This is a genomic window from Vibrio sp. PBL-C16 (genome assembly GCF_034321865.1).
GTDB lineage: Bacteria > Pseudomonadota > Gammaproteobacteria > Enterobacterales > Vibrionaceae > Vibrio > Vibrio alginolyticus.
On sequence record NZ_JAXLNY010000002.1, the window covers coordinates 450,528 to 477,046 of the forward strand.

At 44.7% G+C, this 26,519-nt stretch carries 23 protein-coding genes; 13 read left to right on the forward strand and 10 right to left on the reverse strand.

The genetic code is table 11. The annotated features are described in order from the left end of the window. Positions 1-6: 6 nt before the first annotated feature. The 4 genes from UQW94_RS10425 to luxS all read left to right on the forward strand — a co-directional run bounded on the left by UQW94_RS10425 (position 7) and on the right by luxS (position 5,807). Positions 7-2,850: a M16 family metallopeptidase gene (locus UQW94_RS10425; RefSeq protein ID WP_017820389.1), complete on the forward strand. Its 2,844-nt coding sequence runs from the start codon at positions 7-9 to the stop codon at positions 2,848-2,850. Between the two features lie 156 nt (positions 2,851-3,006). After that, a complete protein-coding gene (gshA, locus tag UQW94_RS10430) occupies positions 3,007-4,575 on the forward strand; it encodes a glutamate--cysteine ligase (protein ID WP_005385430.1) in 1,569 nt (522 codons plus the stop codon). 23 nt (positions 4,576-4,598) lie between these two features. Further along, the gene (locus tag UQW94_RS10435) at positions 4,599-5,204 is read left to right on the forward strand and encodes a hypothetical protein (protein ID WP_005379943.1); all 606 of its coding nucleotides are present in this window, start codon (positions 4,599-4,601) and stop codon (positions 5,202-5,204) included. 84 nt (positions 5,205-5,288) lie between these two features. Then, positions 5,289-5,807 carry an S-ribosylhomocysteine lyase gene (gene luxS, locus UQW94_RS10440; protein ID WP_017820391.1) on the forward strand — a complete coding sequence of 173 codons (519 nt, stop codon included), beginning with the start codon at positions 5,289-5,291 and terminating at the stop codon, positions 5,805-5,807. A 68-nt stretch (positions 5,808-5,875) separates the two neighbouring features. Here luxS and UQW94_RS10445 read toward each other — a convergent pair whose 3' ends face one another. Further along, positions 5,876-7,156, reverse strand: a complete 1,281-nt coding sequence (locus UQW94_RS10445; protein ID WP_005379948.1) for an HlyC/CorC family transporter — start codon at positions 7,154-7,156, stop codon at positions 5,876-5,878. Positions 7,157-7,280: 124 nt separating this feature from the next. Further along, positions 7,281-8,075 carry a cytochrome C assembly family protein gene (locus UQW94_RS10450; RefSeq protein ID WP_005379950.1) on the reverse strand — a complete coding sequence of 265 codons (795 nt, stop codon included), beginning with the start codon at positions 8,073-8,075 and terminating at the stop codon, positions 7,281-7,283. Positions 8,076-8,299: 224 nt separating this feature from the next. Between UQW94_RS10450 and ffh the strand changes: the two genes are divergently transcribed. From ffh to rplS, 5 genes are all read left to right on the forward strand, one after another. After that, complete coding sequence (gene ffh / locus UQW94_RS10455; RefSeq protein ID WP_005385423.1) at positions 8,300-9,682, forward strand: signal recognition particle protein; 1,383 nt, start codon at positions 8,300-8,302, stop codon at positions 9,680-9,682. Between the two features lie 209 nt (positions 9,683-9,891). Then, complete coding sequence (gene rpsP / locus UQW94_RS10460) at positions 9,892-10,140, forward strand: 30S ribosomal protein S16 (RefSeq protein ID WP_005379962.1); 249 nt, start codon at positions 9,892-9,894, stop codon at positions 10,138-10,140. A 29-nt stretch (positions 10,141-10,169) separates the two neighbouring features. Beyond that, positions 10,170-10,718: a ribosome maturation factor RimM gene (rimM, locus tag UQW94_RS10465; protein WP_005379964.1), complete on the forward strand. Its 549-nt coding sequence runs from the start codon at positions 10,170-10,172 to the stop codon at positions 10,716-10,718. Positions 10,719-10,745: 27 nt separating this feature from the next. Continuing rightward, entirely contained in the window at positions 10,746-11,507 is a 762-nt protein-coding gene (gene trmD, locus UQW94_RS10470; protein ID WP_322142226.1) for a tRNA (guanosine(37)-N1)-methyltransferase TrmD, read from the forward strand. A gap of 41 nt (positions 11,508-11,548) precedes the next feature. Beyond that, positions 11,549-11,902, forward strand: a complete 354-nt coding sequence (gene rplS / locus UQW94_RS10475; protein ID WP_005379971.1) for a 50S ribosomal protein L19 — start codon at positions 11,549-11,551, stop codon at positions 11,900-11,902. Positions 11,903-12,728: 826 nt separating this feature from the next. On the opposite strand, the gene yacG is transcribed toward rplS, so the two are convergent. From yacG to nadC, 8 genes are all read right to left on the reverse strand, one after another. Beyond that, entirely contained in the window at positions 12,729-12,923 is a 195-nt protein-coding gene (yacG, locus tag UQW94_RS10480) for a DNA gyrase inhibitor YacG (RefSeq protein ID WP_017635922.1), read from the reverse strand. A 158-nt stretch (positions 12,924-13,081) separates the two neighbouring features. Then, on the reverse strand, positions 13,082-13,822 hold the full coding sequence (gene zapD, locus UQW94_RS10485) for a cell division protein ZapD (RefSeq protein WP_005373086.1): 741 nt from the start codon (positions 13,820-13,822) through the stop codon (positions 13,082-13,084). Positions 13,823-13,849: 27 nt separating this feature from the next. After that, positions 13,850-14,464, reverse strand: coding sequence for a dephospho-CoA kinase (gene coaE, locus UQW94_RS10490; RefSeq protein ID WP_017635920.1), 615 nt, complete (start codon positions 14,462-14,464; stop codon positions 13,850-13,852). Beyond that, complete coding sequence (locus tag UQW94_RS10495) at positions 14,465-15,334, reverse strand: prepilin peptidase (protein ID WP_213917222.1); 870 nt, start codon at positions 15,332-15,334, stop codon at positions 14,465-14,467. A 64-nt stretch (positions 15,335-15,398) separates the two neighbouring features. Beyond that, entirely contained in the window at positions 15,399-16,622 is a 1,224-nt protein-coding gene (locus UQW94_RS10500; RefSeq protein ID WP_017635918.1) for a type II secretion system F family protein, read from the reverse strand. A gap of 23 nt (positions 16,623-16,645) precedes the next feature. Further along, positions 16,646-18,331 (reverse strand): type IV-A pilus assembly ATPase PilB, encoded by a 1,686-nt coding sequence (gene pilB / locus UQW94_RS10505; protein WP_213960731.1) that lies wholly within the window; start codon positions 18,329-18,331, stop codon positions 16,646-16,648. Between the two features lie 3 nt (positions 18,332-18,334). Next, positions 18,335-18,799, reverse strand: coding sequence for a pilin (locus tag UQW94_RS10510; RefSeq protein ID WP_322142227.1), 465 nt, complete (start codon positions 18,797-18,799; stop codon positions 18,335-18,337). A 261-nt stretch (positions 18,800-19,060) separates the two neighbouring features. After that, on the reverse strand, positions 19,061-19,948 hold the full coding sequence (gene nadC / locus UQW94_RS10515; RefSeq protein ID WP_047102656.1) for a carboxylating nicotinate-nucleotide diphosphorylase: 888 nt from the start codon (positions 19,946-19,948) through the stop codon (positions 19,061-19,063). A 92-nt stretch (positions 19,949-20,040) separates the two neighbouring features. Here nadC and ampD point away from each other — a divergent pair, with 92 nt between their 5' ends. From ampD to aceF, 4 genes are all read left to right on the forward strand, one after another. Further along, a complete protein-coding gene (gene ampD, locus UQW94_RS10520; RefSeq protein ID WP_042521337.1) occupies positions 20,041-20,592 on the forward strand; it encodes a 1,6-anhydro-N-acetylmuramyl-L-alanine amidase AmpD in 552 nt (183 codons plus the stop codon). A 405-nt stretch (positions 20,593-20,997) separates the two neighbouring features. Continuing rightward, positions 20,998-21,765, forward strand: coding sequence for a pyruvate dehydrogenase complex transcriptional repressor PdhR (gene pdhR, locus UQW94_RS10525; RefSeq protein ID WP_005379989.1), 768 nt, complete (start codon positions 20,998-21,000; stop codon positions 21,763-21,765). Between the two features lie 48 nt (positions 21,766-21,813). Beyond that, positions 21,814-24,477: a pyruvate dehydrogenase (acetyl-transferring), homodimeric type gene (gene aceE / locus UQW94_RS10530; RefSeq protein WP_213966906.1), complete on the forward strand. Its 2,664-nt coding sequence runs from the start codon at positions 21,814-21,816 to the stop codon at positions 24,475-24,477. Between the two features lie 19 nt (positions 24,478-24,496). Continuing rightward, on the forward strand, positions 24,497-26,395 hold the full coding sequence (aceF, locus tag UQW94_RS10535; RefSeq protein WP_005386611.1) for a pyruvate dehydrogenase complex dihydrolipoyllysine-residue acetyltransferase: 1,899 nt from the start codon (positions 24,497-24,499) through the stop codon (positions 26,393-26,395). Positions 26,396-26,519: the final 124 nt, after the last annotated feature.

Consider the following 26,519-nt stretch of genomic DNA (forward strand, 5'->3'; position numbering starts at 1 on the left):
AAGTACATGAAGATGTTTTGGGTTGGCGCGTGTTCACTGTTGGTGATCACGGGCTGTGCATCAAATACGCCAGTTTCATCACTGCCGAAAGGGGTAACTTTCGTTGAGTCATCGAAAGCTGAAGAAGGCAAAGTTAAGATTCCATACCAAAAGTATAAACTCGATAATGGTTTAACGGTGATCTTAGCTCCTGAAGATTCTGACCCATTGGTCCATGTGGATGTGACTTACCATGTTGGTTCAGCTCGTGAAGAAGTGGGTAAGTCTGGTTTTGCGCATTTTTTTGAGCACATGATGTTCCAAGGTTCAGAGAACGTTGGTGACCAAGAGCACTTCAGAATCATCACAGAGGCTGGCGGCACGTTAAATGGTACAACAAACCGCGATCGTACTAACTACTTTGAAACTGTCCCTGCTAACCAGCTCGAGAAAATGCTGTGGTTAGAGTCTGACCGTATGGGCTTTTTGTTGGATGCGGTTTCTCAACGCAAATTTGAAATTCAACGTTCTACTGTAAAAAATGAGCGAGCTCAGCGTTACGATAATCGTCCTTATGGCTTAATTTGGGAGCGCATGTCCGAAGCGCTATATCCTGAAGGTCATCCGTATTCGTGGCAAACCATTGGTTATGTTGAAGATCTTGATCGTGTTGATGTGAACGACCTCAAAGCGTTTTTCTTGCGTTGGTATGGCCCAAACAATGCGACTATCACGATCGGTGGTGACTTAGACGTTGAACAAACTCTAGAGTGGGTAAATAAGTACTTCGGTTCGATTCCTCGTGGTCCTGAGGTTGAAAATGCGCCGAAACAACCTGCAAAACTGCAAGAAGATAAATACATCACTCTAGAAGATCGTATTCAACAACCTATGGTGATGATCGCGTGGCCAACAACCTACAACGGCGAAGAAAGCCAAGCGTCTCTCGACACGTTATCAGAAGTATTGGGTGGCGGTACCAACAGCGTGCTCTATCAAGACCTAGTGAAGACTCAAAAAGCGGTCGATGCTGGTTCATTCCATGACTGTGCTGAACTGGCGTGTAACTTTTACGTTTACGCAATGGGCGATTCTGGAGACAAAGGCGACCTATCAAAACTGTACGACGAGCTTTTACAATCACTGAATCAGTTTGCGGAAAAAGGCGTGACAGAAGATCGCCTTGAGCAGTTGAAGGGTAAAGCGGAAGCGGATGCTATTTTTGCGCTAGAAAGCGTTAAAGGTAAAGTGACTCAGTTGGCTTCCAACGAGACATTTTTCGGCGATCCTGATCGTCTTGAGCAACAGCTTGAACAAATCCGTGCAGTTACGCCGACTTCGGTAGAAAAAGCGTATACGGACTTTATCCAAGGTAAGAACAAAGTGACCCTAAGCGTGGTCCCAAAAGGAAAAACAGACCTTGTCGTAAAACCTGCGACCTTTGTGACACCAAAGCGTACGTTGCCAGAATATGAGAAGATTTCCGATGACCAATTGGCGTATCGTCGTGCGACCGATAACTTCGATCGCTCAGTGCAACCGCCAGTAGGAGAACCAGTGAAAGCGACGATGCCAGAGCTGTACGAGTTACATTTCAAGAATGGCTCAGAGCTGCTTGGTGCAGTTAGCGATGAAACGCCGACGGTGATGATGCAATTTAGTCTACCTGCAGGGACACGTTTTGTTGAAAAGGGTAAAGAAGGTCTTGCCCAATTGACCGCTGCGATGTTGCAAGAAGGTACAACGAAACGCAGTGTCGAAGAGATTCAAGCTGAGCTTGATAAACTGGGTAGTGTTATCTCTGTTAATGCCACAGGTTATACAACAAACATCAGTGTTTCTGCTCTAGAAAAGAACTTAGAGCCGACGTTAAAAATTGTCGAAGAGATGTTGCTGTCTCCTGCATTTAATCAAGATGATTTCGAGCGTGTAAAAATGCAAGCGCTAGAAGGCCTGGTATATGAGCACCAAAATCCAAGTTGGATGGCGTCACAAGCGAGTCGCCAGGTGCTCTATGGGGATTCGGTTTTTGCTCGACCAAAAGACGGCACGCAAGCAGGTGTCAGTGCATTAACGTTGGATGATGTCCGTGAATTCTACTCGAAGCATTACACGCCACAAAGTGCGCAAATCGTCGTTGTTGGTGACATCAATAAACAGGAAATTGAGCAGCAACTGACGTTCTGGAAAAACTGGCAAGATGAAGCTGCGCCATTGTATGCACCGCAAAGCATTGCTGCATTAGGTGAGCAAAAGATCCATCTTGTTGATAAACCAGGAGCGCCGCAAAGTGTGGTCATGATGGTTCGTCAAGGTATGCCTTACGACGCAACGGGCGATTTTTACCTAAGCCAACTGGCAAACTTCAACTTAGCTGGGAACTTCAATAGCCGCATTAACCAAAATCTACGTGAAGACAAGGGTTACACATACGGTGCTTACGGCTATTTCTCTGGTAATCCAGAAACAGGCTCGGTGGTTTTCACCGCGCAAGTACGAGCGGATGCAACGGTTGCTTCGATCATTGAGATGGAAAATGAGCTAAATGAATACTCGCAGTCAGGTATTACTGATGAAGAGATGAAATTTATGCGTCAAGCGGTCGGTCAAAAAGATGCACTGAAATATGAAACGCCAACACAAAAAGCGGAGCTCATCAGTGATATTCTTAAGTACAACCTCGATCATGATTACTTGCAGCAAAGAAACGCTATCGTAGAAAAAGTCGATAAGCAGACGTTGAATGCGCTGGCTCAGAAATGGTTTGATCCAAATGACTATCAAATTATCGTCGTTGGTGATGCTAAATCGTTGCGTCCTCAATTAGAAAAGTTGGGGAAAGACGTAGAAGAGCTTGAAATCATTCGATAGAGTACACATTTAATAGCGGAGAAACGTTTCTCCGCTATTCATCTAGATAAGCAACTTTTCGTGGGTTATTTATCTAGATGCATTAACTATCAATAACTTAGCTTACACTTGTGTTATGTAACAAGTGTCCTGCTCCCAATATAAGCGAACCTCATTTTGACTGATTTTGCTGCGCGACTAAAAAAAGTTGCATCAAACCCCGAAGTATTTAAGCAGTTTGGACGCGGTGTTGAGCGAGAAACTTTGCGCTATCGTCAGGATGGACATCTAGCTACAACTCCTCATCCTGAAGGATTAGGCTCTGCGTTCACAAATCAATGGATCACAACGGATTTTTCGGAATCATTGTTAGAGTTCATTACGCCTGTGTCACATGAAATTCCAGAACTGATGGCACAGCTGAAAGATATCCATCATTTCACTCAAACCAAAATGGGTGAAGAGAAAATGTGGCCACTATCAATGCCTTGCTACGTAGGCTCAGAGGATGATATTCAGTTAGCCCAGTATGGCTCTTCGAATGCAGCGAAAATGAAAACGCTGTACCGAGAAGGCCTAAAGCGTCGCTATGGCAGCCTGATGCAAATTATTTCAGGTGTCCATTTTAACTTCTCGTTTCCTGAAACATTTTGGGATGCGCTCTATGGCGAGCAAGATGAACAAGCCCGCCAAGATGCTAAGTCTGATGCGTACTTTGCGTTGATCCGTAATTACTACCGCTTTGGCTGGATGATTCCCTACTTCTTTGGTGCATCACCAGCGTTATGTGGCTCTTTTATTCAAGGTCGTGAAACCGATCTGCCATTCGAGAAGATTGGCGGGACATTATATTTGCCGAAGTCGACGTCTTTGCGTTTGAGCGATCTTGGCTATACCAATAGTGCTCAAAGTGTGCTGAAAATTGGTTTTAACAGCATTGACCAATACCTCGATGGTTTGAGTGATGCGATTCGCCACCCATCAGAAGAGTTTGCGAAAATTGGGGTAAAAGTGGATGGTGAATACCGCCAGCTTAATTCCAATATCTTACAAATTGAGAATGAACTGTACGCTCCGATTCGTCCAAAACGTGTATCGAAAAGTGGTGAGAAGCCTTCAGATGCGTTACGACGCGGTGGTGTCGAATACATTGAAGTTCGTTCTCTAGATGTTAACCCATTCAGCGCAGTGGGCTTAAATGAAGAGCAAGTACGATTCTTGGATCTCTTCCTTACCTGGGCGGCCTTGTCAGACTCAGACCCTATGGATAACTGTGAATTAGAGTGTTGGCGCGATAACTGGAATAAAGTCATTGTTTCTGGCCGTGAAAAAGGTCTAATGCTGCAAATTGGTTGCCAAGGTGAGCGTCTATCTCTACAAGATTGGGCACACCGAGTTTTCGTCGAGTTACGTCAAATAGCACAGCAAATGGATATGACCGCTGGTGGCAGTGCATACCAAGATGTGTGTAATCAACTCGAGACATGGATTGATAACCCAGAACTAACGATCTCTGGTCAACTATTAGAGCTAACGAAAGAGCTGGGTGGGCTAGGTAAAGTTGGTTGTACTCTTGGTATGAAGTACCGTGATGAAAACCTAGCTCACGGTTATCAGTACTATTCACAAGATACGATGGAAACGGAAGTAGCGTCGTCCGTGGAAAAACAAAAGCAAGCAGAGCAGAGTGACACGCTTTCTTTTGATGATTTTTTGGAAGATTACTTTGCTTACCTGAAGCAGTAATGACTAACTAAGGATTGGTGCGGTTGAACATTAAGTCGTCAGTAGTAGCGGTACTTGGAAGCGTGTTACTTGCAGGTTGTGCTACGGCACCGCCAAAGCAGCAGAATAACTTATGCGAGATATTCCGAGAGAAATCCGGTTGGTACGATGATGCCAAAGATATGGAAGATGAATGGGGGACCCCTATTCATGTCGCTATGGCCATCATTAAACAAGAAAGCAGCTTTCGGCACGATGCAAAACCACCTAAAGATTATTTGCTAGGGTTTATTCCTTGGGGACGAGTCAGCAGTGCGTATGGTTACGCTCAAGCTCAAGACCCTGCTTGGGAAGACTTCCAAGATGCCACAGGTCAGGGTGGCTCTCGTACCAACTTCGATGATTCTATGATGTTTGTCGGTTGGTATACTCATGAAACACGGCGTCAGCTAGGGATTTCATTATGGGATCCCTATAACCAGTATCTGGCTTATCATGAAGGGCGAGGTGGGTATAAGCGAGGTACTTATAATCGAAAGCCTAGTTTAATCAAAGTCGCTCGACGTGTTGAACAAACAGCGAAAACTTATGGCTGGCAGCTGAAGCAATGTCGTCAGGAATTAGAAGACAACAGCAGCTGGTTCTTTTAGCCCACAGTCAGTTCATGTGCTGTAGGGATGAATGACATTTATCCATTACCGAAAGGTACTGGAGTTACAATCAGGAGAGATGTAATGCCTTTACTCGATAGTTTTACCGTGGACCACACTCGTATGAATGCACCGGCAGTGCGAGTGGCGAAAACCATGCAGACCCCAAAAGGGGATACGATTACTGTTTTCGACTTACGCTTTACTGCGCCAAACAAAGACATTCTTTCTGAAAAAGGTATTCACACCCTAGAGCACCTTTATGCAGGCTTTATGCGTAATCACCTAAACGGTGATTCTGTTGAGATCATCGATATTTCGCCTATGGGTTGCCGCACAGGTTTTTACATGAGTCTGATTGGCACACCATCAGAGCAGCAAGTCGCAGATGCTTGGATTGCAGCAATGGAAGACGTGCTGAAGGTAGAAAGTCAGAATAAGATCCCTGAACTTAACGAATACCAATGCGGCACGGCAGCAATGCACTCTTTAAAAGAAGCACAACAGATCGCAAAGAACATTTTGGATGCTGGTGTTTCGGTGAACAAAAATGATGAACTTGCTTTGCCTGAGTCGATGTTAAAAGAGTTGCGCATCGACTAGGTGCTCATTAAGAAGCATATTGCCCCAATAAGTAAAAAAGCCTGACATGAGTCAGGCTTTTCTTTTGGTTATTTGGATGTCGATTTTTTCTTCTTCGGATAAACACGAACGAGCTTGATTCGGTTCTCTTCAATCTCAACAAGTTCCATTGGGTGACCCGCTACTCTCACGCTTAAATGGCTCTCTGGAATATCTTCCAGGTGCTCCAAAATAAGACCGTTTAACGTTCTTGGGCCATCCGTTGGTAAATCCCATTTCAGGCCTTTGTTAATATCTCGAATATTGGTGCTGCCTTCAATAAGAAAGCTTCCGTCACCTTGAGGACTGATTTCATCAGAGAGGCTTGGAGAAATTGACGTCGTGAACTCACCAATGATCTCTTCCAGAATATCTTCAAGAGTGATTAGACCGATGATATCACCGTACTCATCCACGATCAGACCGATACGTTGCTTGTTGCGTTGGAATTTCAACATTTGCACGTTCAGTGGTGTGCCTTCTGGGATGTAATAGACCTCATCAGCAGCACGTAATAGCGTTTCTTTGTTGAATTCGTTCTTTTCCAACATCAGACGATAAGCTTCACGCAAGCGCAGCATGCCAACCACTTCATCAATTTGGTCACGATAGAAAACTATGCGTCCATGTGGTGAGTGTGTTAGCTGGCGAACAATGGATTTCCAGTCGTCGTTAATATCAATACCGGTAATTTCATTGCGTGGGACCATAATGTCGTTCACGGTGACGTGCTCAAGATCTAAAATAGACACTAGCATGTCTTGGTGTCGGCGAGGGATCAAACCGCCAGCTTCATTTACCACCGTACGCAGCTCATCGGAGCTAAGATGATCTTCTGCTGAGTGATCCGCTCTTACACCAAGTAAGCGGATAAAGCCATTCGTAATAAAGTTAACAAGCATCACTAAAGGCGACAGTAACTTCATCAGTATGGTCAATAATATACTGCTCGCGTAGGACACACGTTCAGGGTAAAGCGCTGCAATTGTTTTAGGGGTAACCTCGGCAAAAACCAATACAACCATAGTTAGTGCACCGGTTGCGATAGCGACACCTAAATCACCATACAAACGCATACCAATAATGGTCGCGATCGCGGACGCGAGAATATTAACGAGGTTGTTGCCGATAAGAATAAGACCAATCAAACGATCTGGACGGTCTAATAGTCTTTCGACTCGCTTAGCACCCTTATGCCCGTTTTTGGCTAAGTGTTTTAAGCGATAACGATTCAGAGACATCATCCCTGTTTCTGAACCGGAAAAGTAACCTGATATGACGATAAGACACGCGAGTAGCGCAAACAAGATACCCGTAGAGATGTCGTCCAAAACGTTGCTGTTCCTTGTAAGTATTGGGTTATATAACGGTTGAGTAAGTCCGTTAAGTCAAAGAGTTAAGGCGTACTGTATTTTATCTAGCCTAAAATATAAAGGATAGGAGCCCTAGAGCTCCTTAATTCAAGATGATTTCTTTTACAAAGCGACTGCCAAAATATGCCAGAGTTAACAGTGTTGCTCCTGCAACAGCGAACCATGTGACTTTTCTACCACGCCAGCCTTTTTGATAGTGACCCCAAAGCAGTATTGAGTACACCACCCAAGCGATGAAAGAAAGAATGCCCTTATGTGCCTTACCTTGGGCAAACATATCCTGCACAAAGACAAAGCCAGTAATGAGCGTGGCAGTTAACAATAAGTTACCGATCAAAATAATTTTGAAGAGTTGACGCTCCACCATTAATAGAGGCGGCAGGTTTGGGTTAATCGCCAAAGATTTTTTTGCTTTCAGTTTGTGATCCAGCCAAGCCAACTGAAGCGCATAGAGTGCCCCGATAGTTAAAGTCGCGTATGAGAAGAGCGCAAATGAAATATGAATGAGTAGCTTAGGGTCATTCTCTAGGTGCTTTATAAACGTGCTTGGCAAAAATGTGGCAGCAGATAAATTGATGGCAGCAAAGCTATAAACGACAGGCAATAAAAACCACAGTCGGTTTTTCAACATAGCAAGGCTCATGACCAGAGAAATAATAAAACTGATCAAAGAAGCCACGTTGAGAATACTCAGGTTTTGACCTGAACCATCAAAAATCAGATCACTCAAAATCCACGCATGAAAAACAAGCGCACAGGCAGCACTAGCAAACACTGTTTTTGCTTTGATTCCTGACTGTTGTGAGAGTCCGGGTATGATGGTCGCAATCGCCAAGACATAAAGTATGGCGGCCGCGATGGCTATTAAGCTATCCATGAATCCTAAATATTATTGTGCACGATGGAGAAATTATACCTTGCATTACACTTTGGGGCTACGTTATATCCGACATCAATCGTGAGAGATGAGATATTGAAATTAATAAGTTACCCCACCATATATAAATAGAGACAAGAATAGGACAGCGGTACGGGTATGACTCAGACCTTGGCTAATGTATACTCACACTAATTAATCGCCATTTTAGCGAAGAGACAAAGATGTTTGAGAATTTAACGGATCGATTATCCAAAACGCTGAAAAATATCAGTGGTAAAGGTCGTCTGACCGAAGACAACATTAAAGAAACCCTACGTGAAGTCCGAATGGCTCTACTTGAAGCTGACGTTGCGCTTCCGGTCGTTCGTGAATTTGTGAACCGCGTTAAAGAAAAAGCGGTGGGCGTAGAAGTTTCTAAATCTCTGACTCCAGGTCAGGAATTTATCAAGATCGTTCAAACAGAACTTGAAGCCGTAATGGGTGAGTCGAATGAGGCGCTAAACCTTGCTGCTCAACCACCTGCTGTGCTTCTTATGGCTGGTCTACAAGGTGCGGGTAAAACCACATCGGTAGGTAAGTTATCTAAGCTTCTAAAAGAACGTGACAAGAAGAAAGTCTTGGTTGTGTCTGCCGACGTTTACCGTCCTGCGGCAATCAAGCAGCTTGAAACACTGGCATCAGACATCGGTGTTGACTTCTTCCCATCATCACCAGACCAAAAGCCTATTGATATCGCCAATGCAGCGATTGACCATGCGAAGAAAAAGTTCTACGACGTACTTATTGTCGATACCGCAGGTCGTTTGGCAATTGATGAAGAGATGATGGGGGAGATTAAAGATCTTCACGCAGCTATCAACCCAGTAGAAACGCTATTTGTTGTTGACGCCATGACGGGTCAAGACGCAGCAAATACAGCAAAAGCCTTTGGCGATGCGCTACCTCTTACCGGTGTAGTTCTAACTAAGGTTGATGGTGATGCTCGTGGTGGTGCGGCACTTTCAGTACGCCATGTCACGGGCAAACCAATCAAATTCTTGGGTGTCGGTGAAAAAACTGACGCGCTAGAACCGTTCCACCCAGATCGTGTTGCTTCACGTATTCTTGGCATGGGTGACGTTCTGTCTTTGATTGAAGACCTACAACGCAACGTTGACCAAGAAAAGGCAGAAAAGTTAGCGAAGAAGTTCAAAGAGAAGAAAGGTTTCGACCTTGAAGATTTCCGTGAACAGCTAGGCCAGATGCAAAACATGGGCGGCATGATGGGGATGATGGATAAGCTTCCAGGAATGTCCCAGCTACCAGACAATGTGAAAGATAAAGTCGATGACAAGATGTTCAAACAGATGGAAGCGATCATCAGCTCCATGACAATGAAAGAACGTCAACGCCCAGAAATTATCAAGGGCTCGCGCAAGAAGCGTATCGCGGCTGGTTCTGGTGTGCAGGTTCAAGATGTAAACCGCTTACTAAAACAGTTCACCCAAATGCAGAAAATGATGAAAAAGATGCAAAAAGGTGGCATGAAAGGCATGATGCGCAATATGCAAGGCATGATGGGCGGCATGGGGGGTGGCGGTGGCTTCAACCCATTTGGTCGTTAATTAATCGATCACGCATAGATTCAGGGTGTTAGGTACGTCACAAACTTTAAATTCAATTTATGTTGGTGAAAAAGTAACTAAACTCCTTGCATTGCTCCGGGAGAAGAGTAAAATTCCGGAGCTTTATTTTGGCACGAGACCCCAAACTGTTTAATTTCTTGAATGGTTTTTGGGGTTAATTTTATTTTTGAGAAAGCAAAGAGGACGACATGGTAACCATTCGTTTGGCACGTCACGGCGCTAAAAAGCGTCCATTTTATCAAATCGTAGTAGCGGACAGCCGCAACGCTGCAACTGGCCGTTTCATCGAGAAAGTTGGTTTCTTCAACCCAACTGCTAAAGGTCAAGAAGAAGGTCTACGTCTAGACCTAGACCGCGTTAACCACTGGGTTGGTCAAGGCGCGTCAGTATCTGACCGTGTTGCTAAGCTAGTTAAAGACGCTCAAAAAGCGGCTTAATTTTTTACTTGAAAAGTAGAAACTAGTTTATGTCGATGAAAGGTAAAGAAACAATGAGCAACGAAAAGATTGTTGTAGGCAAGTTTGGTGCTACTTACGGCATTCGTGGTTGGCTTAAGGTTTTTTCCTACACAGACAATGCTGAAAGCATTTTCGATTACAGCCCTTGGTACATTAACCAAAAGGGCAAGTGGGTTGAGTACAAAGTAGAAAGCTGGAAGCGCCATAACAAAGGTATGGTGGCTAAGCTGGAAGGCATGGATGTTCGTGAAGACGCGCATCTAATGACGAACTTTGAAATTGCTATTGACCCTGCGGTACTTCCTGAATTGTCAGAAGATGAGTTCTACTGGCGCGAATTGTTTGGGATGCAAGTTGTAACTACTAAAGGTTACGATCTAGGTGTCGTTACTGACATGCTAGAAACTGGCTCAAACGATGTTCTGGTTGTTAAAGCAAATCTTAAAGATGCTTTCGGGCAGAAGGAACGATTAATCCCGTTCCTTGAAGAGCAAGTGATCATTAATGTTGATCGCGAAGCTCAACGGATCGAAGTTGACTGGGATCCTGGATTCTAATCTCCAAAATTACAGAGCGAGATAAACATGTGGGTTGGCGTTATTAGCCTTTTTCCAGAAATGTTCCGTTCTGTTACTGATTTTGGAGTAACAGGTCAAGCGGTTAAAAAAGGTCTTTTGTCGATTGAGACTTGGAATCCTAGAGATTTCACTCACGACAAACATCGCAAAGTCGATGACCGACCTTACGGTGGTGGCCCTGGTATGTTAATGATGGTTCAGCCTTTGCGCGATGCCATTCATACCGCGAAAGCAGCCTCACCGGGCAAGACGAAAGTCATCTACCTTTCTCCTCAAGGTCGCAAGCTCGACCAGAAAGGAGTGGAAGAACTGGCAACGAATGAGAACTTGCTTCTGATTTGTGGTCGTTATGAAGGGGTAGATGAGCGCATCATTCAATCTGAAGTCGACGAAGAATGGTCGATTGGTGATTTTGTGATGACGGGTGGTGAGATACCAGCCATGACGTTAATCGACTCTGTCTCTCGGTTTGTTCCGGGTGTACTAGGGGATTTCGCGTCAGCAGAAGAAGACTCTTTTGCAAATGGCTTGTTAGATTGCCCTCACTATACGCGTCCAGAAGTATTGGATGACAAAGAGGTACCAGCTGTACTGATGTCAGGCAATCACAAGGACATTCGTCAATGGCGACTCAAGCAGTCGTTGGGCCGTACTTGGCTAAGAAGACCAGAGCTCCTGGAAAACCTAGCTCTGACTGACGAACAGGAACAATTACTTGCTGAGTTTGTTAATGAGCATAAAGCCATTAAAGAACATAACGCAAAGTAACCTAATTTATTTAGTATCAGTTTATTCTAGGAATTTAAAAAATGAGTAACATCATCAAAGCTCTTGAAGAAGAGCAAATGAAATCAGACCTACCTAAATTTGCACCAGGTGACACTGTTGTAGTTCAAGTTAAGGTAAAAGAAGGTGACCGTGAGCGTCTACAGGCTTTCGAAGGCGTTGTAATCGCAATCCGTAACCGTGGTCTACACTCTGCTTTCACTGTACGTAAGATCTCTAACGGTGAAGGTGTTGAGCGTACGTTCCAAACACACTCTCCAATCGTTGATAGCATCGAAGTTAAACGCCGTGGTGCAGTACGTCGTGCCAAGTTGTACTACCTACGTGAGCGTTCTGGTAAGTCTGCTCGTATCAAAGAGAAACTTGCTAAGAAGTAATGCTATAACTAGCGTTCTCATCTTAAACGGAGTCCTTTTAGGGCTCCGTTTTTTTTATTTGTGTAATTAGCTTGCTCGTTTCTTTTCACCCGACCTGCACTGTCGATGCTCATGCACTGACGTACACTCCACGCCTCTGTCTTGCTGTGAATAGATTCCTGATGTCGCTATGGCTCCTCGGAATGACGGGAAACAATGATCAAATATTACTGGGTACTGTGGTTAAAATTCGTCATTCTGGACAGCGACGAAGGAGCGTGATTCAGAATCTACTAGTCGAGAATGCAATTGTTTAAGTTGTTAGCTTCATCTTTGCTGTTAGTAGATTCTTAATGTCGCTATAGCTCCTCTGAATGATGGGAATTGATAGCCAAAGATTACAGGGTACCGCGGTTGAAATTCGTCATTCTGGACAGCGACGAAGGACCGTGATTCAGAATCTACTAGTTGAGAATGTAAGTGTTTAAGTTGTTAGCTTCATCCTTACTGTGAATAGATTCCTGATGTCGCTATGGCTCCTCTGAATGACGGGAATTGATAGCCAAAGATTACAGGGTACCGTGGTTAAAATTCGTCATTCTGGACAGCGACGAAGGAGCGTGATTCAGAATCTACTAGTCGAGCATGCAAGTATTTATGTTGTTAGCTTCATCCTTGCTATGAGTAGATTCCTGATGCCGCTATGGCTCCTCGGAATGACAGGAAATGATGGTCAAAGATTATAGAGCACCGTGGTTAAAATTCGTCATTCTGGACAGCGACGAAGGAGCGTGATTCAGATTCCCCAAGAAGGAACCTAGGATCTTCCTTTACCCTAGGTCTTAATTTAGTACTGATCTTCAGACCAGCCATCACTATCGGACATATCGGGTGCGCCTGGGATGGTGTTTTCTTCATCTGCCCATTCACCAAAATCAATCATTTGGCATTGTTTACTGCAGAAAGGGCGATGAGGACTTTGTTCTCCCCATTCTACGTCGGCGCCACATTGTGGACATTGAACGATGGTAACTTTAGACATAGTTGAGCGTCCCATTACTAATTGGTGTTAAAGGGTAGTATACCTAAACGAATTAAAGATGGCTTATTCAACGCGCTATTGCTGCTACGAAATTTTATCAAATATAAGCGCAATAAAGCGTTGAATTTTAGATTATGGAGGCGAGGCGTAGTGTCGTCTTAGCTGCACACAGCAAGTTCAAATTCAATATCTTGTGTGCACGCTTGACCGTTTTCAAACGACATGAACTTGATCGCAAAGCGGTTTTTATGGCCTGAAATCATAGGATACACGCCATATTCCATTGGGATGTGAAGTCTTAGAATGTTGGCTTCATCAGCGTCACTTTGGAAGAAACCTGCACGACCGATTTGAGCTTTGAAATGTCCGGTCTCTCTAGTGAGCTTTAACCATAACGAAAGCGCATCAGATAAGGGCTTTAAGCTTGCTTGCCACTGTTGTGCATCACGCTTTTTACGTTCAATAGGTAGATGAAGCCAGTAGTGTAATGCTGGCAGATCAAAACAGCATGAACCACCCGGTAGATTAAAGCGTTGACGGATAGAGCTTAGGAAGCGATCTTCTTTTAATGCTTGGCCAAAACGTTCAGCACCCATTAGTTGGCTATGAACGACATCTATCTCTTGTAGTAGGGTATTTAATGCGTCTTGATCGACACCATCAACATTGAGCCAATGGCGGTACGACAGCCGCTGCTTCTCAAGATCTTTAGCCAGTTCACTTTTCAGTTGGATTTGTTCGAAGATCTCAACCATATCGAATAACGCACGGAAAAACAGTTGATACTGATGATTTTCGCTAAACCCAGAGGCCAAGTGAGCCTGACGCAGCAGAGACTCCACTCTTAGATAAATACGAGTTTTCTCATTTAACGGATGTTCAAATTTGTGCGTGGTCATCGACATAAGCCTTTGTGAGTTTCGTTCCTATTTTCGCAGATTTTTCTTACACATGGCTAGGTACTTTTCGTGCAAATCTGTGATTTGAAGCAAAAGATCAGGGTCACTTGGATTATTCTTAACCACATCGTCTGCAAGCGCGAGCCTTTGCTCTCTTGATGCTTGAGAGGCAAGGATGGCGCGAACTTGATCTTCACTCACATTGTCTCGTTTCATCGTGCGAGATATCTGTGTATTCGGTTCTACATCGACGACAAGAACGCGATCACACAAACTATCTAGCTTGTTTTCTACGAGCAACGGCACCACAAGTAACGCATACTCTGAAGTGACTTGCTGCAAATCTTCGATCATCTTTTCACGAATTATCGGGTGCAACAGTGCGTTGAGCCATGCTTTTTCATCTGAATTCGAAAAGATTTTTTCTCTCAGCTTTGCGCGATCTAAAGTTTGGTCTTCACGAACGATATCGTGACCAAAGTGTTCAATAATCGCGTTTAGGCCGGGAGTACCTGGCTCGACAACTTCTCTTGCTACAATGTCGGCATCGACGATATCGATTTTAAATTGTTGTTTGAACAGATTCGCGACGGTTGTTTTTCCACTAGCGATACCACCTGTTAAACCAATAACCAAAGCCATTTACACTCCTAGAACTGAAGTAAAGTACCAGTTTAAAATCTGGTCGCCCCAAATTAAGCTTATCCAACCAGCAATTGCTAAGTAAGGACCGAAAGGGAAAGCTTTTTCAATTCCCTGCTTTTGCAAGCGTAGTTGAATGATGCCAAATAAGATGCCAACCACAGAAGAAAGTAGAATGATCATCGGCAGTGACTGCCAACCTAGCCAAGCTCCTAGTGCCGCTAGTAGTTTAAAATCACCATACCCCATTCCTTCTTTACCGGTAAGTAACTTAAAGCCCCAGTAAACGGACCAGAGACATAGGTAACCAGCAATAGCACCAATGACAGAATCTTGTAGAGTAACAGGACTTATTTCGACTAATGCTAAGGCAATGCCAGCCCAAGTTAATGGTAATGTTAATTGGTCAGGTAACAACATAGTATCGAGATCGATAAATGTTGCGGTGATTAAGATAAAAGTAAAAAAGAGTAGGGCAACGGTAAAGTAACTAAAACCAAAGTAATAAGCTATAAAGCCTGAACAGAACGCGGTGAGCAGTTCAATCAGTGGATAGCGTGCACTAATGGTTGCCTGACAGTTGTGACATTTGCCTTTTAAAAGCAGCCAGCTAATCACAGGAATGTTGTCGCGAATACGTATCGGTGTTGCGCATTTCTGGCAGGAGGAGCGTGGGACGCTCAAGGTCAGCACTTCTTTAGGAGGTTCTATTTTGTATTCAGGAAATGACTCGGCACATTCGCGTCGCCATTCTAGTTCCATGATTTTAGGTAGTCGATAAATAACCACATTGAGGAAGCTACCCACGATCAGACCGAAGATGGTGGCAAACACAACGAATAGCCAAGGGTAGTACTGGAATACTTCCATATTTGTCTCTTGAGCGATGAGTGAAATCAGCAAGATGCTGTTTTAAAGGAGTTAACAGCTCATTCTAGCCCAATACACTCATTAAGTTAAAGATTGGCAAGTACATTGCTGTCACTAATCCGCCAACAACGATACCTAAAAATACGATAATTAGTGGCTCTAGAATTTTACTAAGGTTGTCGACGGTGTTGTCGACTTCAAACTCGTAGATCGTTGCAACTTTATTGAGCATATCGTCAAGTCGACCAGACTCTTCACCAATCATAACCATTTGTAACACCAATTCAGGGAACACATTACAGTTGCGCATGGCTACATACATTGGCATACCTGCGGCGGTATCACGGTAAACTTCTTCTATGGCGAGTTGATAGTGTAAGTTTCCTGAGGTTTTTGATGTGGTTTTTAAACTGGTTAGAATTGGAATACCCGCTGTAAAGCTTGTGGCGAGTGTTCGACTAAATTTGGCGATAGCGGCTTTTGATAATACAGGCCCAAGGACCGGAAATTTAAGCACAGAGCGGTTGAGCATTAAGCGAAAAGAATCTGAACGCTTAGAGAGGATTCTCGCTGAGATGAATAGACTGATAGAGCCTAGTGCTATAAATGGGCTCCAGTTTTGTGTCCATGCGGAAAGATCTAACACTTGCCTGGTAAACCACGGTAAGTCAGCACCAAAACCAACAAACATTTTTTCAAACTCGGGAATGACTTTGGTGAGCATGATAAACGACACGCCTAACGCGACTAGCACTACCATCGCTGGGTAGATCAGTGCTTTGATCACTTTCGCACGGAGTTGTTCATTTTTTTCTCGGTAGGTGGCTAAGCGCTCGAATACTTCTGCTAAGTTACCGGATTGCTCACCTGTGGCGATAAGATCGGTATAGAGTGGGTCAAAGTGTTCACTTGCAGTGCGCATGGCTTTTGACATGGGCGTCCCCGCTTCAACGGCGCGTGTCACGCTCATCAAAATGGATTTCATCTCTGCTTTTTTATGATTTTCTGAGACCAATTTTAAAGCCTGAACTAAGGGTACACCGGTTATCAACATCGTCGAAATCTGACGGGTAAACACCGTGATGTCTCTGCCTTTCACGCGATGGCTGAGTTTAGTGAGAAACGAGATACTGCTTTTCTTTAACTTCTTGATCTTGATGTGCTGTGCGTCTAGACGCTCGCGTACTTCAATTTCCGTCATCGCGAGGGTTTGTCCAGATGTCTTTTTGCCTGAACTGTTGATGCCTTTCCAGCGGAAGTTTTTAAGTTGTGGTGTAGTGCTTTTCATGGATGTGACTGCTGATTAAAGGATTAAAAATAAAGTACGCGCTGTAGTTCACTAAAACTTGTGATCCCTTGTTTGAGTTTTTCTATGCCCGACATTTGTAACGTGCTCATACCATTTGCGATGGCGAGTTTTTCTAGTTCATGTACAGAGGCGCCTTTAATAAGCGCTTCGGAAAGAAATTCATCAAAGCGCATCACTTCATAAATCCCCGTTCGGCCGGAATAACCATGGGTACACTCATTGCATCCATCGGGATTGGCTTTAAAAATGTTGTCGCTTGCTTGAATACCGAGATGTTGCAACTGAACGGTAAGCTCTTGTGGTTGCTTGCAGACCGAGCACAGTTTACGGGCTAAGCGCTGGGCAATAATCAAACTAAGAGAGGAGGCCAAGTTAAAGCTTTCTACGCCCATGTTTGATAAACGAATCACCGTTTCAGCCGCAGAATTGGTATGCAAGGTTGAAAGTACTAAGTGACCGGTTTGCGATGCTTTTATGGCGATTTCCGCAGTGTCTAAGTCACGAATCTCACCGACCATGACCACATCGGGGTCTTGACGAAGAAAAGAGCGTAATGCCTCTGCGAAGCCAAAGCCGATCTTGGGCTGTACTTGTACTTGGTTAATGCCCGATAAGTTAATTTCTACCGGATCTTCTGCTGTGGAAATGTTGATTTCTGGTTTATTGAGAATACTCAGCCCAGTGTACAGAGAAACGGTTTTTCCGCTCCCAGTTGGGCCTGTCATCAGAATCATGCCTTGTGGGCGACGCAGCGCATCCAAGTACAATTGTTTTTGTTGTTCGCTATAACCAAGCTTGTCGATATCCAGTGACGCAGAGCTGCTGTCGAGCAGTCGTAGTACAATTTTCTCTCCGAATAGAGTAGGTAGCGTGGATACACGCATATCAATTGCGGTGTCTTGATTCAACTTGAGCTTAATACGCCCATCTTGTGGTAAACGTCGCTCTGCAATATCAAGCTTAGAGAGGATTTTGATACGAGCGGATAAGCGGCGACTCAAGTGGCTTGGTGGCTGCTGTGTTTCAATTAAGATGCCATCACAGCGCAGGCGCACGCGGTACATCTTTTCATAAGGCTCAAAGTGGATATCGGATGCGCCTTTGCGCACAGCGTCCAATAGAATTTGGTTGATGTAACGGCTAACAGGAGACTCATCTTGGCTCAAGTCTTCAATGTTGTCGATTTCATCTGCGCCCACGTCAACTAGGTTGGCTAGCTCTTCTTGGTTGATCTCTTTTAGCCCAGACTTTTCTTGCCCAAGTGCGCGGCCATATAAGCGCCGAATCGCAGCGGTCAGCTCGCGAAAATCAGCGAGAACAAGTTCTACTTGCAATCCTGTCGCAAAACGAAAGTCATCTTCTGCTTGTTGGTTCGTGGGGTCGGCAACCGCTAATAATAACGTTGAAGGCGTACGTTGGAGTGGGAGTGCGTTATGCCGAGTGATTAATTCACGTAGACCTAGTTGTTGACAAAGCGAAGCGTACTCGTACTGAGATAACTCGGGCTGATTTAAACCAAAGAGAGAGCTTAAGTGCTCAGCGAGTTCGCTTGATGTGAATAACCCTGAACTGAGTAAAGCTTCCGGCATCGAAATGCCAGAAGCTTTGACTTGCTCAAGTAACGATTCTTCTTGGGAAAAAGCCAATAGTCCTTTTTGACGAAGAATCGTGGAGAGGTTGGTTTGCATGAATTATTCAGGACAGTAATCAGATTGGCTATTACCATTAGAATCTTGACATGAGCCCGCCCACTCAATACCACTAGTCGTGTAGTTAGATGCCATAGTATACTGTTCTCCACTAGCAATCGGCCCTTTTACTGCTACAGCTTTTGCAATGACATTTACGCCTGATGATCCAGCAACTGCTTCAATAGAGATATCATTTAGGTTGTTAATTTTTGAAGGTACACCATTACTACCAGATAAGCAGTTCGTTTTAAAAGTAGCTGCGTTTGATGCATTTTCATGTGCACACAACTCAACGGCTAACTTCATCGCAGAAGCTGCTTTTGGGAACTCTGCCAGCGTCGCTTTTTTTGTGTAGTTTTGATAAGCAGGCACAGCAAATGCGGCCAAAATACCAATAATCGCGACGACAATCATTAATTCAATCAAGGTAAAACCTTGCTGTTTTTTCTGTTTACTGTTTTTCATTTTTAACCCTTTCCTAAAAATTAATAATGCTCTTGCATTGGCGAAAGATTATGGAGAGTTAAGGTGGGTTGAAAATGGGGAAGGGATGGGCTCTCGAGTGAGATAAAACTCTTTGGTGAAAAGTTGCATATCGCATGCAGAGTTTTGCGAGTAGTACTATTTTTTAGTGGATAAAAAGAAAGGGCCAATTGGCCCTTTTAAATGATGAATTACTCACAACTCACTGAGTTGGTTGAAGTAATTTAGATTGTGTTGCTTTTATTATTTGAAGCGCATCGAAAGATCCATCGCTTTTAAATGCTTAGTCAACGCGCCTACCGAAATGTAATCGACACCGGTTTCTGCGTATTCTGCGATGGTCTCTAGCGTAATGTTGCCGGAGTTTTCTAAAGCGGCACGACCTGCGTTAATCGCTACGGCTTCACGCATCATTTCTTTTGTGAAGTTATCGAGCATGATGATGTCGGCACCAGCCTCTATCGCTTGTTTCAACTCTTCTAAGCTTTCCGTTTCTACTTCTACCGGTTTGCCTGGGTTAAGCTCTTTCGCTTTTTGGATGGCTTGAGTGATGCCACCACAAGCAATAATGTGGTTCTCTTTAATGAGGTAAGCATCGAACACGCCGATGCGATGGTTAAAGCCACCACCACACGTCACGGCGTATTTTAGTGCGCTACGCAGACCAGGAATGGTTTTGCGTGTGTCGAGTAGACGACACTCGGTATGCGCGATTTTTTCAGCGTACTCTGCGGTAACTGTTGCGCAGCCAGACAGCGTTTGGATGAAGTTCATTGCGTTACGCTCACCAGTCAACAAGTCACGAGCAGGGCCTGTCAGCGTGCAAAGGGTTTGGTTAGGTTCGACTTTATCGCCGTCCTTTACGTGCCATTCAATGCTGACCTTGCCACCGAGCTGTTTAAAAACTTCATCAGCCCATGCTTGACCACAGAACACACCATGCTCACGAGTAATAATCGTTGCAGTATTAACCGCCTCGGCAGGGATCAAAGATGCAGTAATGTCGTTATCTGCGTCGACACTGCCACCTAGATCTTCTTTTAAGGTATCAGCGACAGAGCGAGTGATCTCTAAAGGGAGTTGTTGTTTAAGGTATTCTAGGCGTTCTTGAATGTTGTGTGTGTTCTTCATCGCAAATCTTGTCTTGAAAGGGAGATGGCAACGAATGATACTCTCCGGTGTCAATAATTTCAGCAGTTAATTTGCAAAGTAGAGAGGTTGATATGCGCCCAATTATCGAGAATGGCTGGCTGACACAAGCAAAGCATGTTCCGTCACCATTTTTTGATGCCCGCTCTGATATAAACGACATCTCTCTGCTGGTGGTACACAATATCAGTTTGCCTCCTGGGCAGTTTGGTGGACCATATATAGAGGACTTCTTCACTGGCAAGCTAGACCCAAATGAACATCCATTTTTTGAAGTTATTCACAAAATGGGCGTTTCTGCACATTGCTTGATTAAAAGAAACGGCGAGGTTGTTCAATTTGTTTCTTTTCTTGATAGAGCATGGCATGCCGGTCAATCCAGTTTCGCAGGCAGGGAGCGTTGTAATGACTATTCCATTGGTATCGAGCTTGAAGGGACAGAATTTACTGCCTACACAGAAGCGCAATATCAATCACTTGCAGAGATCACTGAGGTGATTATGCAGTCTTATCCTCAAATCACCCCGCCACGAATTACCGGTCATCAATATATTGCGCCCTTGAGAAAAAGCGATCCTGGTCTAAGCTTTGATTGGGTGAAATATAGACTGCTTATACAGCGTTGATTTGTAGCGAAAGTGTAAATTCAAAAAAGCGAAATAAATAAGGCATACGATCAGGTATGCCTTTTTTTGATACCAGAAATATTAATGATTGTTAAAAGTTAACTACATTTTTACGCTCGTACATGCCGTTTTGGTGAATAAATAGACTGATAATTTTGTCATTTTCTGTATTTCTTTTCCAAAACTGCTAGCACGTCGACTTCCCATTTGTATGCTTTATGTAATTGGTCATACCAATTCTATTGCTGTTTTAACAGTCGATTGTTATCAGAGTGTTGGAAGTAAGCTCGTTCTATGATTTAGGTCAATTTTCGGCTGGACAGTGGCGTTTTAATTATGTTAATTTCTGCACCAACTTAAAATTGGTATTACCAATTACCTGCAAGAGTAGAAGAACAATAAATTATGGCTTATCAAAGGATTCGTCAGCCAAAACTCTCTGATGTTATAGAACAAGAGTTAGAAAGGTTGATAGTGGAAGGAACATTGTCTCCGGGGCAACAACTGCCTCCAGAGCGTGAACTGGCAAAACAGTTCGATGTGTCTCGTCCTTCAGTCCGAGAAGCCATTCAACGCTTGGAAGCGAAGCGTTTGTTGACTCGTCGCCAAGGTGGCGGAACATTCGTAAGTGAGAATATCTGGAAGAGCTTTTCAGATCCCTTGTTGAATTTGTTGTCTAGTCATTCTGAAACCCAGCTTGATGTGCTTGAGTCTCGTCATGCGATGGAAGGAATTTCAGCCTACTTTGCAGCTTTACGTGGTACCGAAGAAGATTTTGCGCGTATTCAAGGTTGCCTTGAACGCATTAGCCAAGAGCAAGCAAACAACGATATCGAAGCTGAATCTGCGGAAGTGATGCAATTTTTGATCGCTTTGACAGAAGCCGCGCACAACGTGGTTTTGTTGCACATTGTTCGAAGCTTAGCACCTTTGCTTGAGCAAAATATTCTACAAAATTTTAAATTACTACGTCGCCGCCCAGAAGCGGTCGAGAAAGTCAGTAAACACCGAGCCAATATCGTGGATGCGATTGTTTCTGGTCAGCCTGAAAAGGCGCGAGAAATGTCCCACTCGCACTTGGCTTACATCGAAGAAACATTGTTGGATTTGACTCGAGAAGAGTCTCGACGAGAGCGTTCTCTACGTCGAATTCAGCAGGGTAATGACTCGTAAGAGCGTTACTTAAATAAGTAGATCCAACCAACAGAAGGATAGATCGCCATGTCTGATATGAAGCATGACGTAGATGCACTGGAAACTCAAGAATGGCTACAAGCGCTTGAGTCAGTTGTACGTGAAGAAGGTCTAGAGCGTGCTCAATTCCTATTAGAGCAAGTTCTAGATAAAGCACGTCTAGACGGTGTTGATATGCCAACAGGTATCACAACTAACTACATCAACACGATTCCTGCAGACCAAGAACCAGCATACCCAGGTGACACAACACTTGAGCGTCGTATTCGCTCAATTATTCGTTGGAACGCTATCATGATCGTTCTACGTGCATCTAAGAAAGACCTAGAGCTAGGCGGCCACATGGCGTCTTTCCAGTCTTCTGCTGCGTTCTACGAGACATGTTTCAACCACTTCTTCCGTGCACCAAACGAGAAGGATGGTGGCGACCTAGTTTACTACCAAGGTCACATTTCACCAGGTATCTACTCACGTGCATTCGTTGAAGGTCGTCTAACTGAAGAGCAGCTAGACAACTTCCGTCAAGAAGTAGACGGCAAAGGTATTCCTTCATACCCGCACCCTAAACTGATGCCTGAATTCTGGCAGTTCCCGACAGTATCGATGGGCCTAGGTCCAATCGCTTCTATCTACCAAGCTCGTTTCCTTAAGTACCTAGAAGGCCGTGGTCTTAAAGATACTTCAGAGCAGCGCGTTTACGCGTTCTTAGGTGACGGTGAGATGGATGAGCCAGAATCACGTGGTGCTATCTCTTTCGCTGCGCGTGAGAAACTAGACAACCTATGTTTCCTAATCAACTGTAACCTACAGCGTCTAGATGGCCCTGTAATGGGTAACGGTAAGATCATTCAAGAACTTGAAGGTCTGTTCAAAGGTGCTGGTTGGAACGTAGTGAAGGTAATCTGGGGTAACAACTGGGATTCACTACTAGCTAAAGATACGACTGGTAAGCTTCTACAGCTTATGAATGAAACGATCGACGGCGACTACCAAACATTCAAATCAAAAGATGGCGCGTACGTACGTGAGCACTTCTTTGGTAAGTACCCAGAGACAGCTGCACTTGTTGCTGACATGACTGATGACGAAATCTTCGCACTTAAGCGTGGTGGTCACGAGTCTTCTAAGCTATACGCGGCATACAAAAACGCGGCAGAAACTAAAGGTCGTCCAACAGTAATCCTAGCTAAGACTGTTAAAGGTTACGGCATGGGTGAAGCGGCTGAAGGTAAGAACATCGCGCACCAAGTTAAGAAGATGGACATGACTCACGTACTACACCTACGTGATCGTCTAGGTCTTCAAGACATCCTAACTGACGAAGCAGTGAAAGAACTTCCGTACCTGAAACTTGAAGAAGGTTCAAAAGAGTACGAATACCTACACGCTCGTCGTAAAGCGCTACACGGCTACACGCCACAGCGTCTACCAAAATTCACTCAAGAATTCATCGTTCCCGAGCTAGAAGAATTCAAGCCACTACTAGAAGAACAGAAGCGTGATATCTCTTCTACTATGGCATTCGTACGTGCACTAAACGTTCTACTTAAGAACAAGAACATTGGTAAGAACATCGTTCCTATCATTGCTGACGAAGCACGTACATTCGGTATGGAAGGTCTGTTCCGTCAAATCGGTATCTACAACCCGCACGGCCAAACATACACACCAGAAGACCGTGGCGTTGTTTCTTACTACAAAGAAGCGACTTCAGGTCAGGTTCTACAAGAAGGTATCAACGAGCTAGGTGCTATGTCTTCATGGGTTGCTGCTGCGACTTCATACTCGACAAACGACCTACCAATGATTCCGTTCTACATCTACTACTCAATGTTCGGCTTCCAACGTGTTGGCGACATGGCGTGGATGGCTGGTGACCAACAAGCACGTGGTTTCCTACTAGGTGCAACTGCGGGTCGTACAACGTTGAACGGTGAAGGTCTACAGCACGAAGACGGCCACTCGCACATTTTGGCGGGTACGGTTCCTAACTGTATTTCTTACGACCCAACGTTCGCGTACGAAGTAGCTGTAATCATGCAAGACGGTATCCGTCGCATGTACGGTCCAGAACAAGAAAACGTGTTCTACTACCTAACGCTAATGAACGAAAACTACGCAATGCCAGCAATGCCAGAAGGCGCTGAAGAAGGCATCCGTAAAGGTATCTACAAGCTAGAAACTTACACGGGCGACAAAGCGAAAGTTCAGCTAATGAGCTCTGGTACTATCATGAATGAAGTACGTAAAGCAGCTCAAATCCTAAGCGATGATTACGGTGTTGCTTCTGATGTTTACTCTGTAACGTCATTCAACGAACTAACTCGCGATGGCCAAGATGCAGAGCGTTTCAACATGCTTCACCCAGAAGCGGAAGCGAAAGTACCTTACATCCAAACAGTAATGGGTACTGAACCTGCTATCGCAGCAACTGACTACATGAAGAACTACGCAGAGCAGGTTCGTGCATACATTCCTGCTGAGTCTTTCAAAGTTCTTGGTACTGATGGCTTCGGTCGTTCAGACAGCCGTGAAAACCTACGTCGTCACTTCGAAGTGAACGCAGGTTACGTAGTAGTAGCAGCGCTAACTGAACTAGCGAAACGTGGCGAAGTTGAGAAATCTGTAGTTGCAGAAGCAATTAAGAAATTCGACATCGACACAGAGAAAACAAACCCGCTATACGCTTAATTAAGAAGGTAGATAAGAAATGGCAATCGAAATTAATGTACCAGACATCGGTGCGGATGAGGTTGAAGTTACTGAGATTCTTGTAAGCGTTGGCGACAAGGTTGAAGAAGAGCAGTCTCTGATCACAGTTGAAGGCGATAAAGCTTCTATGGAAGTTCCTGCTTCTCAAGCGGGTATCGTTAAAGAAATCAAAGTTGCAGAAGGCGACAAGGTTTCTACTGGTTCTCTAATCATGATTTTCGAAGCCGAGGGTGCAGCTGACGCTGCACCTGCTCCTGCGGCAGAAGCAGCTCCAGCAGCAGCTCCAGCTCCAGCAGCAGCGGCAGAACTAAAAGAAGTTCACGTACCAGACATCGGTGGTGATGAAGTAGAAGTTACTGAAATCATGGTTGCCGTTGGCGACAGCATCGAAGAAGAGCAATCTCTTCTAACTGTTGAAGGCGACAAAGCTTCTATGGAAGTTCCAGCGCCATTCGCAGGTACTCTAAAAGAGATCAAAGTTGCAGCAGGCGATAAAGTATCGACTGGCTCACTTATCATGGTATTCGAAACAGCAGGTTCAGGCGCTCCAGCAGCACCAGCGGCAGCTGAAGCTCCTGCGGCAGCAGCTCCAGCAGCGTCTGCGGCAAAAGAAGTGAACGTTCCAGATATCGGCGGCGACGAAGTTGAAGTTACTGAGATCATGGTTGCGGTTGGCGACACAGTGGAAGAAGAGCAATCTCTAATCACTGTTGAAGGTGACAAAGCTTCTATGGAAGTTCCTGCACCTTTCGCTGGCACAGTTAAAGAAATCAAGATTGCAGCTGGCGACAAAGTGTCTACTGGCTCACTAATCATGGTATTCGAAGTGGCGGGTGCAGCACCTGCTCCTGCAGCAGCTCCAGCTCCAGCTCAAGCGGCAGCACCTGCAGCTCCGGCTCCTAAAGCAGAAGCTCCAGCGGCAGCAGCTCCAGCAGCGACTGGCGATTTCAAAGAAAACGATGAGTACGCTCACGCGTCTCCAGTTGTTCGTCGTCTAGCGCGTGAATTTGGCGTTAATCTTTCTAAGGTTAAAGGTTCTGGTCGTAAGAGCCGTATCCTAAAAGAAGACGTTCAAGCTTACGTGAAAGATGCACTTAAGCGTCTTGAGTCTGGCGCAGGTGCAGCAGCATCTGGCAAAGGCGACGGCGCGGCTCTTGGTCTACTACCATGGCCAAAAGTGGACTTCAGCAAGTTTGGTGAGACAGAAGTTCAACCGCTATCTCGCATTAAGAAGATCTCTGGCGCAAACCTACACCGTAACTGGGTAATGATCCCGCACGTTACACAGTGGGATAACGCAGACATCACGGCTCTTGAAGCATTCCGTAAAGAGCAAAACGCGATTGAAGCGAAGAAAGACACTGGCATGAAGATCACACCACTTGTGTTCATCATGAAAGCGGTAGCTAAAGCGCTTGAAGCGTTCCCAGCGTTCAACTCTTCTCTATCAGAAGACGGTGAGAGCCTAATTCTGAAGAAATACGTGAATGTTGGTATCGCGGTAGATACACCAAACGGTCTAGTTGTTCCTGTATTTAAAGACGTGAACAAGAAAGGCATCTACGAGCTATCTGAAGAGCTAATGGCGGTTTCTAAGAAAGCACGTGCAGGCAAGCTAACAGCTGCTGACATGCAAGGTGGCTGTTTCACTATCTCTAGCCTAGGCGGTATCGGCGGTACGGCGTTTACTCCAATCGTAAACGCGCCAGAAGTTGGTATCCTAGGTGTGTCTAAGTCAGAAATGAAACCGGTATGGAACGGTAAAGAGTTCGAACCGCGTCTACAACTTCCACTGTCTCTATCATACGACCACCGTGTGATCGATGGTGCTGAAGGTGCGCGCTTCATCACTTACCTAAACTCATGTCTATCTGACATTCGTCGTCTAGTTCTGTAATAGAAATTAGATGAATGAGAGGCGGCAACTTAGCCGCCTCTGCTAATCATAATTACCGACAATTTGGTTATCAGCCTTGCTTCGTTCAGGGTTTTCACAATCGAATTGTTGTCTAGCTCACAGG

Bases quoted from the DNA above. Each gene is read 5' to 3' on its own strand.
- UQW94_RS10425 (WP_017820389.1), top strand. From the start codon at position 7: ATGAAGATGTTTTGGGTTGGCGCGTGTTCACTGTTGGTGATCACGGGC.
- luxS (WP_017820391.1), top strand. From the start codon at position 5,289: ATGCCTTTACTCGATAGTTTTACCGTGGACCACACTCGTATGAATGCA.
- UQW94_RS10450 (WP_005379950.1), bottom strand. From the start codon at position 8,075: ATGGATAGCTTAATAGCCATCGCGGCCGCCATACTTTATGTCTTGGCG.
- ffh (WP_005385423.1), top strand. From the start codon at position 8,300: ATGTTTGAGAATTTAACGGATCGATTATCCAAAACGCTGAAAAATATC.
- rpsP (WP_005379962.1), top strand. From the start codon at position 9,892: ATGGTAACCATTCGTTTGGCACGTCACGGCGCTAAAAAGCGTCCATTT.
- rimM (WP_005379964.1), top strand. From the start codon at position 10,170: ATGTCGATGAAAGGTAAAGAAACAATGAGCAACGAAAAGATTGTTGTA.
- trmD (WP_322142226.1), top strand. From the start codon at position 10,746: ATGTGGGTTGGCGTTATTAGCCTTTTTCCAGAAATGTTCCGTTCTGTT.
- rplS (WP_005379971.1), top strand. From the start codon at position 11,549: ATGAGTAACATCATCAAAGCTCTTGAAGAAGAGCAAATGAAATCAGAC.
- yacG (WP_017635922.1), bottom strand. From the start codon at position 12,923: ATGTCTAAAGTTACCATCGTTCAATGTCCACAATGTGGCGCCGACGTA.
- zapD (WP_005373086.1), bottom strand. From the start codon at position 13,822: ATGACCACGCACAAATTTGAACATCCGTTAAATGAGAAAACTCGTATT.
- coaE (WP_017635920.1), bottom strand. From the start codon at position 14,464: ATGGCTTTGGTTATTGGTTTAACAGGTGGTATCGCTAGTGGAAAAACA.
- UQW94_RS10495 (WP_213917222.1), bottom strand. From the start codon at position 15,334: ATGGAAGTATTCCAGTACTACCCTTGGCTATTCGTTGTGTTTGCCACC.
- UQW94_RS10500 (WP_017635918.1), bottom strand. From the start codon at position 16,622: ATGAAAAGCACTACACCACAACTTAAAAACTTCCGCTGGAAAGGCATC.
- pilB (WP_213960731.1), bottom strand. From the start codon at position 18,331: ATGCAAACCAACCTCTCCACGATTCTTCGTCAAAAAGGACTATTGGCT.
- UQW94_RS10510 (WP_322142227.1), bottom strand. From the start codon at position 18,799: ATGAAAAACAGTAAACAGAAAAAACAGCAAGGTTTTACCTTGATTGAA.
- nadC (WP_047102656.1), bottom strand. From the start codon at position 19,948: ATGAAGAACACACACAACATTCAAGAACGCCTAGAATACCTTAAACAA.
- ampD (WP_042521337.1), top strand. From the start codon at position 20,041: ATGCGCCCAATTATCGAGAATGGCTGGCTGACACAAGCAAAGCATGTT.
- pdhR (WP_005379989.1), top strand. From the start codon at position 20,998: ATGGCTTATCAAAGGATTCGTCAGCCAAAACTCTCTGATGTTATAGAA.
- aceE (WP_213966906.1), top strand. From the start codon at position 21,814: ATGTCTGATATGAAGCATGACGTAGATGCACTGGAAACTCAAGAATGG.
- aceF (WP_005386611.1), top strand. From the start codon at position 24,497: ATGGCAATCGAAATTAATGTACCAGACATCGGTGCGGATGAGGTTGAA.